The sequence below is a fragment of the Burkholderia sp. AU30280 genome (assembly GCF_020420125.1).
Taxonomy (GTDB): Bacteria; Pseudomonadota; Gammaproteobacteria; order Burkholderiales; family Burkholderiaceae; genus Burkholderia.
Map to the genome: position 1 here is coordinate 275,919 of NZ_JAIZRY010000004.1, position 14,642 is coordinate 290,560.

Genomic DNA, 14,642 nt, shown 5'->3' on the forward strand with positions numbered 1-14,642 from the left:
CGCCTGCATTTCCGCATGCGTCCGAGGGTGCCACGTACACCCGCCATTCCGACATGCCAATTATCAAACGACCGCCTTCTTCTTCCGACAGGAACGAACCCCACTACACGCTGCGCCGTTCGCCGTCCGGAGCCTATTACCCCGATGACGACGATCGCGACCATCGCAACGACGACCGCCGCACCCAGCGCAGCGGCGGCGGGCACCGTCGCTCGTTCGGCTCGCGCGTCGTGCTGTGGTTCGCCGGCCTGTTCGCGACGCTGGCGATCGTCGGCGCGCTGATCGTCGGCTACGCGCTGGTCGTGATGGCGCCGCAGCTGCCGTCGCTCGACGCGCTGACCAACTACCAGCCGAAGGTGCCGCTGCGCGTGTTCACGGCCGATCATGTGCTGATCGGCGAGTTCGGCGAGGAGCGCCGCAGCCTCGTGCGCTTCCAGGACATTCCGGACGTGATGAAGAAGGCCGTGCTCGCGATCGAGGACTACCGCTTCTACGAACACGGCGGCGTCGACTTCGTCGGCATCCTTCGCGCGGGCGTCGCCGACCTGATGCACGGCGGCGCGCGCCAGGGTGCGAGCACGATCACGATGCAGGTCGCGCGCAACTTCTTCCTGTCGAGCGAGAAGACCTATACGCGCAAGATTTACGAAATGCTGCTCGCGTACAAGATCGAGAGGGCCCTGACGAAGGACCAGATCCTCGAGCTGTACATGAACCAGATCTATCTCGGCCAGCGCTCGTACGGCTTCGCGGCCGCCGCGCGCGTCTATTTCGGCAAGGACCTGAAGGACATCACGCTCGCGGAAGCGGCGATGCTCGCGGGGCTGCCGAAGGCGCCGTCCGCGTATAACCCGGTCGTCAATCCGAAGCGCGCGAAGGTGCGCCAGGAATACATCCTGAAGCGCATGCTCGAGGTCGGCTACATCACGCAGCCGCAGTACGACGCGGCCGTGAAGGAAGAGATCCACGTGCGTACGCCGGGCAACCAGTACGCGGTGCACGGCGAGTACGTTGCCGAGATGGTGCGGCAGATGATGTACCAGCAGTACAAGGACGAAACCTATACGCGCGGGCTGACCGTCACGACGACGATCAACTCGTCCGACCAGGAAGCCGCGTACCAGGCCGTGCGTCGCGGCATTCTCGACTACGAGCGCCGCCACGGCTATCGCGGGCCGGAAGCGTCGATCAAGCTGCCCGCGGCCGGCGACGACCGCGACGAGGCGATCGACGACGCGCTCGCCGATCACCCGGACAACGGCGACCTGCAGTCTGCGGTGGTGCTGTCGGCGTCGCCGAACGCGGTCGAGGTGCAGTTCGTCGGCGGCGCGACCACGACGATCGGTCCGGCCGGGCTGCGCTTCGTGGCGGCCGCGCTCGGCCCCCGCGCGAACGACACGCTGCGCATCAAGCCGGGTTCGGTCGTGCGCGTGCTGAAGGACGGCAAGACGGGCTGGCAGGTCGTGCAGCTGCCGCAGGTCGAAGGCGCGCTCGTCGCGATCGCGCCGCAGGATGGCGCGATCCGCTCGCTCGTCGGCGGCTTCGATTTCAACAAGAGCAAGTTCAACCACGTGACGCAAGCATGGCGGCAGCCGGGCTCGTCGTTCAAGCCGTTCATCTACTCGGCCTCGCTCGACAAGGGCATGGGGCCGGCGACGATGATCAACGACGCGCCGCTGTACTTCCCGCCGAGCGTGCCGGGCGGCACCGCATGGGAGCCGAAGGACGACGACCAGCCGGACGGCCCGATGACGATGCGCACCGGCCTGCAGCGTTCGAAGAACCTCGTGTCGATCCGGATCCTCGCGTCGATCGGCACGCAGTATGCGCAGCAGTACGTGACGCAGCGCTTCGGCTTCGATCCCGCGAAGACGCCGCCTTACCTGCCGATGGCGCTCGGCGCGGGCCTCGTGACGCCGCTGCAACTCGCGACCGGCTATGCGGTGTTCGCGAACGGCGGCTACAAGGTCGATCCGTACCTGATCGCCGAGGTCGACGACGCACGCGGCCAGCCGCTGCAGAAGTCGCAGCCGGTGCTCGCGGGCAGCACGGCGCCGCGCACGATCGAAGGCCGCAACGCGTACGTGATGAACAGCCTGCTGCATTCGGTCGCGACGGCCGGCACGGGCGCGGGCACCAACGTACTGGGCCGCAGCGACCTGCAGGGCAAGACCGGTACGACGAACGACGCGAAGGACGGCTGGTTCGCCGGCTACCAGCAGTCGCTCGTCGCGGTCGCGTGGATGGGCTTCGACCAGCCGAAGAGCCTGGGCAGCCGCGAATTCGGCGCGCAGCTCGCGTTGCCGATCTGGGTGAATTACATGCGCACCGCGCTGAACGGCGTGCCCGAGCAGCAGATGCCGATGCCGGACGGCCTGACCTCGATCGACGGCGAGCTGTACTACGCCGATCGCACGCCGGGCAACGGCTTCGTCGCGAACGTCGACATCAACCCGGCTGAAAACTCGATCAGCGCGAACGACGCACTCGGCTCGGCCGGTGCGGCGGGGCTTGCGCCGCCGCCCGTCACGCCGCAGGAGAAGCAGCAGATCATGGATATGTTCGAGAACAAGTAAGCGGCATGCCGCCGTGCCGGCACGCGACGGGCGCCTTCGGGCGCCCGTTTTTTTTGCGCGAAGTGTCGGTAGGAAGAAGGGAAATCAGAACGACGCGCAGGCCGGTACGAGCGTGATGCCGACCGATTGCTGATGGAATCGCTGTATGTACGCTTGCCGGATCGCGGTGAGCCGTGCACGCGTGTCGGGCGTATCGTCGGCGATGATACGGATCACGAAGCTGTCTTCGCGTGTGATCGTACCGCTGGCCCGGTCGCGCCACTGGCCGTGCGTGTCCCAGTAGGTGAGGCCGTCGGGGAACCTCGGTGTGACCGTGTCGGCGAGGAATGCCGCGCGTTCGGCATCGGTGACGGGGCCGCGCCCCGCGATGTCTCGCCCGAACAGCAGGTCGGCCAGCAGCATGGGGTTCCCGCCCGGCTGCGTGCAGGCCGACGGCGCGCCGACGACGGGCGAGGGCGGTGCCGCGCAACCGGCGAGCAGCGCGATCACCATTGCGCATACGGCCAGCGGCTGCATTTGCCCATTTCGTGACGATCGACCTTCGCGTGTGCAAAACGCTGCGCGCTCAACCACTTGCGTGCTTGTCCGGCGGGTTATCAACAGGGCTGTCAACATAATCTGGGGATAACCCTAGGTTTGTCCACGCGTGCCCGACGTGGGGTCAGTGCTGCAGTTTCGCGTGCGCGAGGTGCATGCCGAGCGTCCCGGGGTCGGTATTGGTGCCTGACAGCAGCACGCCGACGCGCTTTCCTTGAAGCGTTTCGCGCAGCGGGCCGAGCAGTGCGGCCAGTGCGGCCGCGCACGCCGGTTCGACCGACAGTTTCAGTTGCGAGAACAGGAACAGCATCGCGGCACGCAGCGCGTCGTCGGAGACGGTGACGATGCGGTCGACGTGGCGCCGGCACAGCTGGTAGCTGTATTCCTCGGTATGCGGCGCCATCAGCGAATCGGCGATCGTCTGCATCGCGCTCATCTTGATCGTGTGATTCGCCGCGAAGCTGCGGCTCATCGCGTCGGCGCGTTCCGGCTCGACGCCGTACACGTGCACGCGCGGATTCGCGAGCCGCAGCGCGGTCGCCATGCCGGCCGCGAGCCCGCCGCCGCCGATCGGCACGATCACCGCGTCGAGGTCGGGCGTCTGGGTCGCCCATTCGTAACCGAGCGTCGCGGTGCCGAGGATCGTGTGATAGCCGTTGAACGGATGGATGAAGAAGCGGCCTTCCTCGGCCTCGATCCGCCGGACGAGATCGAACGCCTGCGACGCGCTGCCGGCCAGCACGACTTCCGCGCGGTACTGCTTGCACTGCGCGATGCGCGACGGGCTCGCGGTATGGAACATCACGACCTTGGCGCTGCTGCCGAGCCGCATCGCCGCATACGCGACGGCCGCCGCGTGATTGCCGGCCGATACGCAGGTGACGCCGGCGTTCTTGCGCGCCTCGTCGAGTGCGAGCAAGTGCGTGAATGCGCCGCGCGCCTTGAAGCTGCCGCTGACCTGCAGCAACTCGAACTTGAAGTTGACGTGCGTGCCCTCGAGGGACGGCAGGTCGGCGCGTTCGAACACGGGCGTGCGCGCGACCCACGGCGACAGTGCGAAATGCTGCGCGGCGATGTCGTCGAGCGTCGGGATCGGCTCGCCGTCGATCGTCGTATGGGCGTTGCCCTGTTGTTCAGTCGACATGACGTGGCGGGTGGCGGAGTGGGCCGGCCCGCACACGCGGGCCGGCGTGGCGGGGGCAGTCAGTGTGCGTCGACCGACATGCTGCGGATGAACTTGCGCAGGAACTGCTCGCAGCCGGCGAGCTGCGCGAGCTCGACATATTCGTTCGGCTTGTGCGCCTGCTCGATGTTGCCGGGCCCGCACACGACGCTCGGGATGCCCGCGCGTTCGAACAGGCCGGCCTCGGTGCCGTACGCGACCTTGCGCTTGTCCTGGTCGGCCGTCAGCGCGCGTACGAGCTGCGTGATCGCGGCCTGTTCGGTGGCGTCGAGGCCGGGCGCCGCGGCGATCTTCGAGAACTCGATCGCGGCATTCGGATGCTCGCGCAGCATCTGCGGCAGCAGCGTTTCCCGCGCATACGCTTCGATGCGCGTGAAGATCTGCTCGGGATCGAGCGTCGGCAGGTTGCGGAACTCGAAGTCGAACCGGCATTCGGCCGGCACCGTGTTGATCGCGTTGCCGCCCTGGATCGTGCTTGTCTGCGCGGTCGTGAACGGCACGTCGTACAGTTCGTCGAACGGGCCTTCGGCGCGGAAGCGCTCGGCGAGGTCGCGGATATGGCAGATGAGGCGCGCCGCGTACTCGATCGCGTTCAGCCCCTTCGGCGTCAGCGACGAATGCGCCGCGTGGCCGCGCACGCAGCAGCGGTACGCGTTGATGCCCTTGTGCGCGATGATCGGCCGCATGCTGGTCGGCTCGCCGACGATGCAGCCGGACGGTTGCACGCCGCGCTTGACGAGGTCGGCGATCATCAGCGGCGCGCCTGCGCAACCGATTTCCTCGTCGTAGGACAGCGCGAAATGGATCGGCTTCGCGAGCCTGGTCGCCTGCATCTCGGGCAGCAGCGCGAGCGCGGCGCCGATGAAGCCCTTCATGTCGCAGGTGCCGCGGCCATACAGGCGGCCGTCGCGGATTTCCGGCGCGAACGGGTTGCTGTCCCATTGCTGGCCGTCGACCGGTACGACGTCGGTATGCCCCGACAGCACGATGCCGCCGTTCGTCGAGCCGTCGTGCGCGGGCACGGTTGCGAACAGGTTTGCCCAGCCTTCGCGCGGATCGTGCGTGATCGTCGACGCAATACCCTTCGCCGCGAGCGCGTCGCGCACCGTTTCGATCAGGCCGAGGTTCGGCACGCGGCTCGTCGTGTCCATCGACACCAGTCGCTTGATCCAGGGCAGGCTGACGAGGGACGTGTCGCCTGGGGCGGCGGCGGACGGCGCCGTCGCGTCGAGAGTGGACATGGCAAAACTCCGGCTGATGAATGGGAAAATCATACTCAAAAACGCGTCGGCCCGCCCGCGCCGGGCGCAGTGCGGTGCAGCAACGCCGCACCCGTCAGTATCGCGTCAGCGCACCGCGGCCGCCGCTCCCTGCTTCGGCGCGAGCGCGCGCAGCGTTTCCTTGATCGTCGACACGCGGATCGCGAGGTCGGGCGAGCGCGTCTCGATGCGCAGCTTGTCCTGGCCCGCGAGCTTGATGTGCCGATGCTTCTGCACCATCTCGATGATCCGCATCGGATCGATCGGCGGATTCGGCTCGAACTGCAGCCCGATCGCAACCTCGCTTGCATCGATCTTCACGATGCCGAGCGGCTTCGCGGCGATCCGCAGCCGATGGGTCTCGACGAGCGCGTGCGCCTGCGGCGGCAGCTTGCCGAAGCGGTCGATCAGCTCTTCCTGGATGCCGTCGATCGCGTCGCCGTGCTCGCAGTTCGCGAGACGCTTGTACAGCGACAGCCGCTCCTGCACGTCCGCGCAGTAGTCGGCCGGCAGGATCGCCGGCGCGTGCAGGTTGATTTCCGTCGTCGCGGCGAGCGGGGCGGTGAGGTCGGGCTCCTTGCCGTTCTTCAGCGCCTTCACCGCGTCGTTCAGCATGTCCGTATAGAGCTGGAAGCCGATCTCGTGAATTTCCCCCGACTGCTTGTCGCCGAGCACTTCGCCGGTACCGCGGATCTCGAGGTCGTGCATCGCGAGATAGAAGCCCGAACCGAGTTCCTCCATCTGCTGGATCGCTTCGAGCCGGCGCTGTGCCTGCTTGGTCAGCGCCTGCGGATCGTGGACCAGCAGGTACGCATATGCCTGGTGATGCGAGCGGCCGACGCGGCCGCGCAGCTGGTGAAGCTGCGCGAGGCCGAACTTGTCCGCGCGGTGCATGATGATCGTGTTCGCGCTCGGCACGTCGATGCCGGTCTCGATGATGGTCGTGCACAGCAGCACGTTCGCGCGCTGCGCGACGAAATCGCGCATCACCCGTTCGAGCTCGCGCTCATGCATCTGGCCGTGCGCGATCACGATGCGCGCTTCGGGCACGAGCGCCTCGAGCATCGCCTTGCGGTTCTCGATCGTCTCGACTTCGTTGTGCAGGAAGTACACCTGGCCGCCGCGCTTCAGTTCGCGCAGCATTGCCTCGCGGATCACGCTTTCTTCCTCGCGACGCACGAAGGTCTTGATCGCGAGCCGCTTCTGCGGCGCGGTTGCAATGACCGAGAAATCGCGCAGCCCTTCGAGCGCCATCCCGAGCGTGCGCGGGATCGGCGTCGCGGTGAGCGTCAGCACGTCGACTTCCGCGCGCAGCGCCTTCAGCGCTTCCTTCTGGCGCACGCCGAAGCGGTGTTCCTCGTCGATGATCACGAGGCCGAGGCGCTTGAACTGCACGTCCGACGACAGCAGCTTGTGCGTGCCGATCACGATGTCGACGCTGCCTTCGTTGATCTGCGCGATCGCCGCGTTGACCTCCTTCGCGGTCTTGAAGCGCGACAGCTCGACGATCCGCACCGGCCAGTCCGCGAAGCGATCGACGAAGGTCTGCGTGTGCTGTTCGGCGAGCAGCGTGGTCGGCGACAGCAGCGCGACCTGCTTGCCGCCCAGCACCGCGATGAACGCCGCGCGCAGCGCGACCTCGGTCTTGCCGAAGCCGACGTCGCCGCATACGAGGCGGTCCATCGGCTTGCCGCTCGTCATGTCGCCGATCACGGCCGCGATGGCGGCAGCCTGGTCGGGGGTTTCCTCGAAACCGAAGCTTTCGGCGAACTTCACGTAGTCGCGCGGATCGAGCGAGAACGCGTGGCCTTCGCGGGCCGCGCGGCGCGCGTACAGGTTCAGCAGCTCGGCGGCCGTGTCGCGGATCTGCTGCGCGGCCTTGCGCTTCGCGCGCTCCCACTGGCCGGAGCCGAGCGCGTGCAGCGGCGCGCTGTCGGGATCGGCGCCGCTGTAGCGCGAGATCACGTGCAATTGCGCGACGGGCACGTAGAGCTTGCTGTCGCCCGAGTATTCGAGATGCAGGAATTCGGTCTCGCCTTCGCCGAGATCCATCGACACGAGGCCCATGTAGCGGCCGATGCCGTGCTGCGCGTGGACGACCGGGTCGCCGACCTTCAGCTCCGACAGGTCGCGCACCATCGCGTCGACGTTGCTGGCCTGTTCCTGCCGGCGGCGGCCCGCGCGGCGGCCGAGCGCGCCGTACAGCTCGGTTTCGGTGACGATCGCATAACCTTCGCCCGGCACCGCGAAGCCGCTCGACAGCGGCGCGACGCCGAGCGCGAAGCGTTCGGCGCTCGCGAGCCAGCCCGCGAAGTGGTCGTTCGACGCGGGGCGCAGGTGATGCTCGGCGAGCAGTTGCAGGATCGTCTCGCGGCGGCCGGCCGATTCGACGGTCAGCAGCACGCGCTTGCCTGACGATTCGACGAACGTGCGCAGCGACGCGAGCGGATCGTCGGAATGCCGGTCGACGGTGAGCTCGGGCAGCGCCGTTGCCCAGCCGCCGGCCGGTTGCGCGGGCAGCACGACGCGTGCGAACGGTTTCGCGAACGCGAAGAAATCCTCATCGGACAGGAACAGGCGCTGCGGCTCGAGGATCGGCCGCTCGCGATCGTGCGACAGGAACGCGTGGCGCTGCTTCGTATCGGCCGTGAAGCGGCGGATCGAAGCCTCGAGATCGCCCGTGAACACGAGGTGCGCGTCCTGCGGCAGGTAGTGGAACAGCGTGGCCGTCTCGTCGAAGAACAGCGGCAGGTAATACTCGATGCCGGCCGACGGCACGCCGTTGCCGATGTCCTTGTAGATCGGCGCACGGCTCGGGTCGCCTTCGAAGGTCTCGCGCCAGCGGCTGCGGAAGGCCGTGCGCGCGGCTTCGTCGAACGGAAACTCGCGGCCGGGCAACAGGCGCACGTCGCGCACCGGGTAGAGGCTGCGCTGCGTGTCGGGGTCGAACGCGCGGATCGAGTCGACCTGGTCGTCGAACAGGTCGATCCGGTACGGCAGCGGCGAACCCATCGGGTACAGGTCGATCAGCGAGCCGCGCACGCAGTATTCGCCGGGCCGCACGACCTGGCTCACGTGCTCGTAGCCGGCCAGCGTGAGCTGCGCCTTCAGCTTCGCCTCGTCGAGCCGTTCGCCCTGCGCGAACGCGAACGTGTACGCGGCCATGAACGACGCGGGCGGCATCCGGTACAGCGCGGTGGTCGCGGGCACGAGCAGGATGTCGCAGCGGCCTTCGCCGAGGTCGTGCAGCGTCGCGAGCCGCTCGGACACGAGGTCCTGGTGCGGCGAGAACGTGTCGTACGGCAGCGTTTCCCAGTCCGGCAGCAGGCGCACGCGCGCATCGGGCGAGAAGTAGCGGATTTCCTGCGAGAGCCGCTGCGCGTCGACCGCGTTCGCACAGATCACCGCGAGGAGCGGCACGTCCTGGCGGTTGTCGGCAAGATAACGGGCGATGGCGAGCGCGTCGGCGGAACCGTGCGCGCCGTCGAAGGCAAAGCGCTGGCCGGGTTTGACGCGGGCAACGGGCGAGGCGGACGGGGTGGAAGCGTTATCTGGCATAGGGACGGCAGGGGTGGCGTGCACGGGCGCATCGCGGTGCGCCGGTCGAGACGAAAGACCTATTATAAAATCCGCTTCTCGATTTCATCTTTCCGGCGTTTCCTTTCGTGACTCCCCGACTTTTCGCCCTGATTCCCTGTGCCGGCACGGGCAGCCGTTCCGGTTCGGCCGTGCCGAAGCAATATCGCACGCTGGCCGGCCGCGCGCTGCTGCATTACACGCTCGCCGCGTTCGATGCGTGCAGCGAATTCGCGCAGACGCTCGTCGTCCTCGCGCCCGACGATTCCCATTTCGACGCGCGCCGCTTCGCCGGCCTGCGCTTCGCGGTGCGCCGCTGCGGCGGCGGCTCGCGCCAGGCGTCGGTGCTGAACGGGCTGCTCGAGCTGACCGAATTCGGCGCGACCGACCGCGACTGGGTGCTCGTGCACGATGCCGCGCGTCCGGGCATCACGCCGGAGCTGATTCGCACGCTCGTCGCGACGCTGAAGGACGATCCGGTCGGCGGCATCGTCGCGCTGCCGGTGGCCGATACGCTCAAGCGCGTGCCGGCCGGCGGCGACGCGATCGCGCGCACCGAGTCGCGCGACGCGCTGTGGCAGGCGCAGACGCCGCAGATGTTCCGCATCGGCATGCTGCGCGACGCGATCCTGCGCGCGCAGCGCGAAGGGCACGACCTGACCGACGAAGCGAGCGCGATCGAATGGGCCGGCCATACGCCGCGCGTCGTGCAGGGCAGCCTGCGCAACTTCAAGGTCACGTACCCGGAAGATTTCGCGCTTGCGGAAGCGATCCTCGCGCGCCCCGCGCACGCTTCCTGACTTTCACCCCATCTCAATCGGAACACGCATGGATTTCAGAATCGGACAAGGCTACGACGTGCACCAGCTCGTCCCGGGGCGCCCCCTCATCATCGGCGGCGTGACGATTCCTTACGAACGCGGCCTGCTCGGCCACTCGGACGCGGACGTGCTGCTGCACGCGATCACCGACGCGCTGTTCGGCGCGGCGGCGCTCGGCGACATCGGCCGCCATTTCTCCGACACGGACGCAGCGTTCAAGGGCGCCGACAGCCGCGTGCTGCTGCGCGAGTGCGTGGCCCGCGTCAAAGCGGCCGGCTTCGCGATCCAGAACGTCGACAGCACCGTGATCGCACAGGCGCCGAAGCTTGCGCCGCATATCGACGGCATGCGCGCGAACATCGCGGCCGATCTCGGGCTGCCGCTCGACCGCGTGAACGTGAAGGCGAAAACCAACGAGAAGCTCGGCTATCTCGGCCGCGGCGAGGGCATCGAGGCGCAGGCCGCCGCGCTGCTGGTCAGGCAGGGCGGCTGACGCCCGGCGGTTGCGGCGCGCGGTTCGCTCCGCGCGCCGTGCTGCGGAAATGAAAAATGCCACGCTGGTGCGTGGCATTTTCGTTTGGAGCGACGGCCGCGCCGGTATGGCTGCCGGTCGCGCGGCGAGACCGCTCGAGCAGCCGTTTACTCGCCTTCGGCGGCGATCACCTGCGCGGCGGCGTTGATCACCGACGCGATGCGGCCGACGTCGCGCAGCTGCGTGACGGTCATCCCTTGCTCGTTCTTCAGCAGCGCATAGTGCGACTTCACGCAGAAGTGGCACTTGCCGACGATCGACGCGGCGAGCGCGTACATCTCGAACTTGCGCTTGTCGACGCCACCGTGCGTGGCATACGCACCCATCCGCAGCTCGGCGCGTTGCGTCTTCAGGTCGGCATCGTCGGCCATCTCGACATACGGATACCAGGTGTTGTTCATCCCCATCAGCGCGGCTGCCGTCAGCACGGCGTTCGTCTCTTCGGGCGACAGGACGCCGGCTTCGCGGATCGTCTTGATGAGCACCGTGCTCTTCGCCGCGATTGCCGCCGCCAGCGCGACGCCGACCGCGTCGGTGCCTTCGAGCGACGAGCGCGAGATCGTGCCGTCGAGGTTCAGGCGAATGTCCTTCGCGTAGTCGGGAATACGTGCCTTAATCGAGTCGATGAATTCCATTGATATCTCCTATGGGTTGGCCGTTAAAAAAGCCCGCAGGCAGGACGTGCGCCGCGGGCTTCGTGCATCGATGCGCTTACAGCGTTGCGCCGCCGACTGCACGGTTGCACGGGCACAGTTCGTCCGTTTGCAGGCCGTCCAGAATCCGCAGGACTTCTTCCGGGCTGCGGCCGACGTTCAGGTTGTTTACCGAAACGTGCTGGATCGTGTTGTCCGGATCGACGATGAACGTTGCACGCAGCGCCACGCCGGCTTCCTTGTCGCGCACGCCGAGCTGGTCGATCAGCTCGCCCTTGACGTCGCCGAACGAGTAGTGGTTCAGCTTGTCGAGGTCCTTGTGCTCACGGCGCCATGCGAGCTTGACGAATTCGTTGTCCGAGCTGCCGCCCAGCAGGATGGCATCGCGCTCTTCGAACTGCTTCGTGAGCTTCGCGAACTCGACGATTTCCGTCGGGCACACGAACGTGAAATCCTTCGGATAGAAGTAGATGATCTTCCACTTGCCCGGGAACGATGCTTCGGTGACGGTCTCGAATGCCGACTGCCCGTTTTCTTCGTGATGGTTGAAGCCCGGCTTCGCGGCTACGACGGTGAAAGCTTCGAGTTTATCGCCCACGGTTTTCATGCGGATACTCCTGTATGAGTTGGGAAGAAGACTGAGTCAAGCTACCTCGGTGCTGCAACGATGATGTGACAGCCTGGGCAAACTATAACACTATTAGTAAGGCGCTTCAATAGATTTTAGCTAACGATCTTCATAGTTTTTTTCAACCGGATCGATAGTGTGCAGCGCAAGAAGCGTGCGCGAGCGCGTCACGCAGTCGCACGCGCCTTGCCGGCGCCGGGGAATTCGAGCGTGACTTCGAGGCCTGCTTCGGGGTTGCGGTTGCGCAGGCGCAGCGCGCCGCGGTAGCGGCCGACGAGGCGCAGCACGATCGCCATCCCGAGGCCCGTGCCGTCCGCCTTGGTGCGGGCGGTGTCGACGCGGTAGAACGGCCGCATCACGAGCGGCAGTTGATCCTCGGGGATGCCGGGGCCTTCGTCGCTCACCGACAGCTCGACGCGGGCGTGCGACACGCGTGTCTCGAGCGTGATGTGCGACACGCCGTCCTGCTTGCTCTGGCCGTACTTGCGCGCGTTCTCGACGAGGTTGCCGATCACGCGGCGCATGTCGGTCTCGTCGGCTTCGATCACCGCGCTCGGCGCGAGCCGCGTGCGGATCTCGACGCCATCCTCGCCTGCTACGCGCGCGGCGACTTCCTGCGCGATCGACGACAGGTCGACGGGTTCCGGCTTGCGTTGCGACGGGCGCGCATAGTCGATGAAGGCCGCGATGATGCGGTCCATCTGTTCGATGTCGTCGACCATCGCGTCCTTGGTCGCCTGATCGGACGGGCTCATCTCGGTTTCGAGCCGCAGCCGCGCGAGCGGCGTGCGCAGGTCGTGCGAGATGCCCGCGAGCATCAGCGCGCGATCGGCCTCGAGCTGCTCGAGGTCGCGCACCATCTGGTTGAAGCTGCGGTTGGTGTCGGCTGCGACGCCCATCCCGCGCTCGGGCAGCAGTTCGGGCCTCTGGCCCGAGCCGATCTGGCGCGCGGCGAGCGCGAGCCGCGAGAACGGCCGGTTCACGAGGCTCGTGATGAACGCGGAGCCGAACAGCGACAACGCGAGCGCGAACAGGCCCCAGCCGGCCCACTGCAAGCCCGTGACGTTGTCGAGCTGGTCGCGGTCGAGCGCGACCCAGTAATCGTCGTCGTCGATCTTGAAGCTGATCCACACACCGGGAATGTCGTTGACCGACTGAGCGATCACGGTATCGTCGCCGAGGCGGCTGCGGATGTCGTGTTCGATCAGGCGGTTCAGCGATTCGTCGGGCTGCAGCTTGAACTTGTCGGTCTTCTCGCGCGGGTAAACGCGCACGCCCTCGTTGCTCTCGAGATCCTGCAGCAGCGCGCGCCGCAGATCGGGATCGGAATAGAGCAGGGCGGTGCGCGTGAGCTTCACGACCGCGACGAGCTGCAGCGCGACGCGCTGCGCCCGCGGCTCACGTTCGATCACGCGAAAGCTCTGGAACCACGCGGCGAGACTGACCGAGATCAGCAGCGCGATCAGCAGGAAGGTGCGCCAGAACAGCCCGCCGAACGCGAGCTGCAGGAGGCGCCGGTCGATACGCATGGGACGGGCCGTGGGCGGGCGAAACCGGGAAGGAGAAAGGTCAGGCGGCGCCGTCCGGGATGAACACGTAGCCGAGGCCCCAGACGGTCTGGATGAAACGCGGGCTGCCCGGATCCGGTTCGATCAGCTTGCGCAGGCGCGAAATCTGCACGTCGAGGCTGCGGTCGAACACTTCGTATTCACGGCCGCGCGCGAGTTCCATCAGCTTCTCCCGCGACAGCGGCTGGCGCGGATGACGCGCGAACACCTTCAGCACCGAGAATTCGCCGGTGGTGAGCGGAATTTCCTGGCCGGACTTCGTCAGCGTGCGCGTGGCGAGGTTCAGCGAGAACTCGCCGAACTCGAACACCTCGGTGGTTTCCGACGGGGCGCCCGGCAGTTCGGCCGGCGCCTGGCGACGCAGCACCGCATGAATGCGCGCAACGAGTTCGCGCGGGTTGAACGGTTTCGGCAGGTAATCGTCGGCGCCCATCTCGAGGCCGACGATGCGGTCCACATCCTCGCCCTTCGCGGTGAGCATGATGATCGGCGTGCGGTCGTTGCTGCCGCGCAGGCGGCGGCAGATCGACAGGCCGTCTTCGCCCGGGAGCATCAGGTCGAGCACGAGCAGGTCGAAACGCTCGCGGACCCAGAGCTTGTTCATTGCGGTCGCGTTTTCGGCGACGTAGACATTGAAACCCTGCTCGCCGAGATAGCGGCGCAGCAGATCGCGCAAGCGCGGGTCGTCGTCGACGACGAGAATCTTGGAGGGGTTTTTCGTTTCCATGATCGGCATCTTATCGCGAATGGGAATTGACGCACGGCCGCGTATTTTCGGGCGTTACAGTCGGTTACAAAATTTACCCGTAGTGTCGCGCGGAGTAAAGGCAGGCTATAGAGATTCCTTTACTCGAAGCCGAAATTCGGTAGATACTCCCCTGCACTCCATCTTTCATCTTTGCACACCCGAATTCCGCAGGGTTTTTCAAGTACCAGAGGTAACCGGTTGCCGCGTGACGAAGGGAACAAATCGACCAAAGAAGCGAGGACGGTCATGCGATCTGCCCGGATTGCACTGATGCTGACGATCGCGCTTGCCGGTCCGTATGCGTCGAACTTCGCGTATGCGCAGCGCCCCGAGCAGGGCGCATCGTCGCGCAAGCTGCCGCGCGGCAAGGCGCCGCAGGCCGATCGTACCGCCGAGATGACGGCCCGTTCCGCCGTGCCTCCCGATCTCGAACAGCGCCGCCGCGACGGGCACATGACGCCCGAGGAGCGCCACCTTTTGCGCCAGCACATCGAGGACGCCGTTCGCGAGCTGTACAAGCGCTGACGCGCTGTCTTTCGCCCTGCGCGAAATCCTTCGCGC

12 protein-coding genes are annotated in these 14,642 nt (G+C 66.7%); 4 read left to right on the top strand and 8 right to left on the bottom strand.

Annotated features, from left to right (window positions below):
* Positions 1-53: 53 nt before the first annotated feature.
* Entirely contained in the window at positions 54-2,576 is a 2,523-nt protein-coding gene (locus LGN17_RS11515) for a penicillin-binding protein 1A (RefSeq protein ID WP_226196840.1), read from the top strand.
* A gap of 84 nt (positions 2,577-2,660) precedes the next feature.
* On the opposite strand, the gene LGN17_RS11520 is transcribed toward LGN17_RS11515, so the two are convergent.
* The 4 genes from LGN17_RS11520 to mfd all read right to left on the bottom strand — a co-directional run bounded on the left by LGN17_RS11520 (position 2,661) and on the right by mfd (position 9,113).
* Positions 2,661-3,092 (bottom strand): DUF3574 domain-containing protein, encoded by a 432-nt coding sequence (locus LGN17_RS11520; protein ID WP_226196841.1) that lies wholly within the window; start codon positions 3,090-3,092, stop codon positions 2,661-2,663.
* Positions 3,093-3,237: 145 nt separating this feature from the next.
* The gene (locus tag LGN17_RS11525; RefSeq protein WP_175955813.1) at positions 3,238-4,257 is read right to left on the bottom strand and encodes a threonine/serine dehydratase; all 1,020 of its coding nucleotides are present in this window, start codon (positions 4,255-4,257) and stop codon (positions 3,238-3,240) included.
* A gap of 59 nt (positions 4,258-4,316) precedes the next feature.
* Entirely contained in the window at positions 4,317-5,537 is a 1,221-nt protein-coding gene (gene argE / locus LGN17_RS11530) for an acetylornithine deacetylase (protein WP_226196842.1), read from the bottom strand.
* A 105-nt stretch (positions 5,538-5,642) separates the two neighbouring features.
* Positions 5,643-9,113 carry a transcription-repair coupling factor gene (gene mfd / locus LGN17_RS11535; RefSeq protein ID WP_226196844.1) on the bottom strand — a complete coding sequence of 1,157 codons (3,471 nt, stop codon included), beginning with the start codon at positions 9,111-9,113 and terminating at the stop codon, positions 5,643-5,645.
* A 107-nt stretch (positions 9,114-9,220) separates the two neighbouring features.
* Here mfd and ispD point away from each other — a divergent pair, with 107 nt between their 5' ends.
* Positions 9,221-9,931 carry a 2-C-methyl-D-erythritol 4-phosphate cytidylyltransferase gene (gene ispD, locus LGN17_RS11540; protein ID WP_226196846.1) on the top strand — a complete coding sequence of 237 codons (711 nt, stop codon included), beginning with the start codon at positions 9,221-9,223 and terminating at the stop codon, positions 9,929-9,931.
* A 28-nt stretch (positions 9,932-9,959) separates the two neighbouring features.
* A complete protein-coding gene (gene ispF / locus LGN17_RS11545; RefSeq protein WP_175955821.1) occupies positions 9,960-10,445 on the top strand; it encodes a 2-C-methyl-D-erythritol 2,4-cyclodiphosphate synthase in 486 nt (161 codons plus the stop codon).
* A 146-nt stretch (positions 10,446-10,591) separates the two neighbouring features.
* On the opposite strand, the gene LGN17_RS11550 is transcribed toward ispF, so the two are convergent.
* The 4 genes from LGN17_RS11550 to ompR all read right to left on the bottom strand — a co-directional run bounded on the left by LGN17_RS11550 (position 10,592) and on the right by ompR (position 14,069).
* Complete coding sequence (locus LGN17_RS11550; RefSeq protein WP_011352388.1) at positions 10,592-11,119, bottom strand: carboxymuconolactone decarboxylase family protein; 528 nt, start codon at positions 11,117-11,119, stop codon at positions 10,592-10,594.
* A 76-nt stretch (positions 11,120-11,195) separates the two neighbouring features.
* On the bottom strand, positions 11,196-11,744 hold the full coding sequence (locus tag LGN17_RS11555; protein WP_175955823.1) for a peroxiredoxin: 549 nt from the start codon (positions 11,742-11,744) through the stop codon (positions 11,196-11,198).
* A gap of 188 nt (positions 11,745-11,932) precedes the next feature.
* Complete coding sequence (locus tag LGN17_RS11560) at positions 11,933-13,294, bottom strand: ATP-binding protein (protein ID WP_175955824.1); 1,362 nt, start codon at positions 13,292-13,294, stop codon at positions 11,933-11,935.
* A gap of 40 nt (positions 13,295-13,334) precedes the next feature.
* The gene (gene ompR, locus LGN17_RS11565) at positions 13,335-14,069 is read right to left on the bottom strand and encodes a two-component system response regulator OmpR (protein WP_006478565.1); all 735 of its coding nucleotides are present in this window, start codon (positions 14,067-14,069) and stop codon (positions 13,335-13,337) included.
* A gap of 258 nt (positions 14,070-14,327) precedes the next feature.
* On the opposite strand from ompR, the gene LGN17_RS11570 reads away from it, so the two are divergent.
* Positions 14,328-14,606 carry a hypothetical protein gene (locus tag LGN17_RS11570; RefSeq protein WP_175969566.1) on the top strand — a complete coding sequence of 93 codons (279 nt, stop codon included), beginning with the start codon at positions 14,328-14,330 and terminating at the stop codon, positions 14,604-14,606.
* Positions 14,607-14,642 lie beyond the last annotated feature (36 nt).

Coding starts and splice junctions, on each gene's coding strand:
- LGN17_RS11560 (WP_175955824.1), bottom strand. CDS start 13,294: ATGCGTATCGACCGGCGCCTCCTGCAGCTCGCGTTCGGCGGGCTGTTC.
- LGN17_RS11525 (WP_175955813.1), bottom strand. CDS start 4,257: ATGTCGACTGAACAACAGGGCAACGCCCATACGACGATCGACGGCGAG.
- mfd (WP_226196844.1), bottom strand. CDS start 9,113: ATGCCAGATAACGCTTCCACCCCGTCCGCCTCGCCCGTTGCCCGCGTC.
- LGN17_RS11570 (WP_175969566.1), top strand. CDS start 14,328: ATGCGATCTGCCCGGATTGCACTGATGCTGACGATCGCGCTTGCCGGT.
- ispF (WP_175955821.1), top strand. CDS start 9,960: ATGGATTTCAGAATCGGACAAGGCTACGACGTGCACCAGCTCGTCCCG.
- ompR (WP_006478565.1), bottom strand. CDS start 14,069: ATGCCGATCATGGAAACGAAAAACCCCTCCAAGATTCTCGTCGTCGAC.
- argE (WP_226196842.1), bottom strand. CDS start 5,537: ATGTCCACTCTCGACGCGACGGCGCCGTCCGCCGCCGCCCCAGGCGAC.
- LGN17_RS11550 (WP_011352388.1), bottom strand. CDS start 11,119: ATGGAATTCATCGACTCGATTAAGGCACGTATTCCCGACTACGCGAAG.
- LGN17_RS11555 (WP_175955823.1), bottom strand. CDS start 11,744: ATGAAAACCGTGGGCGATAAACTCGAAGCTTTCACCGTCGTAGCCGCG.
- LGN17_RS11515 (WP_226196840.1), top strand. CDS start 54: ATGCCAATTATCAAACGACCGCCTTCTTCTTCCGACAGGAACGAACCC.
- LGN17_RS11520 (WP_226196841.1), bottom strand. CDS start 3,092: ATGCAGCCGCTGGCCGTATGCGCAATGGTGATCGCGCTGCTCGCCGGT.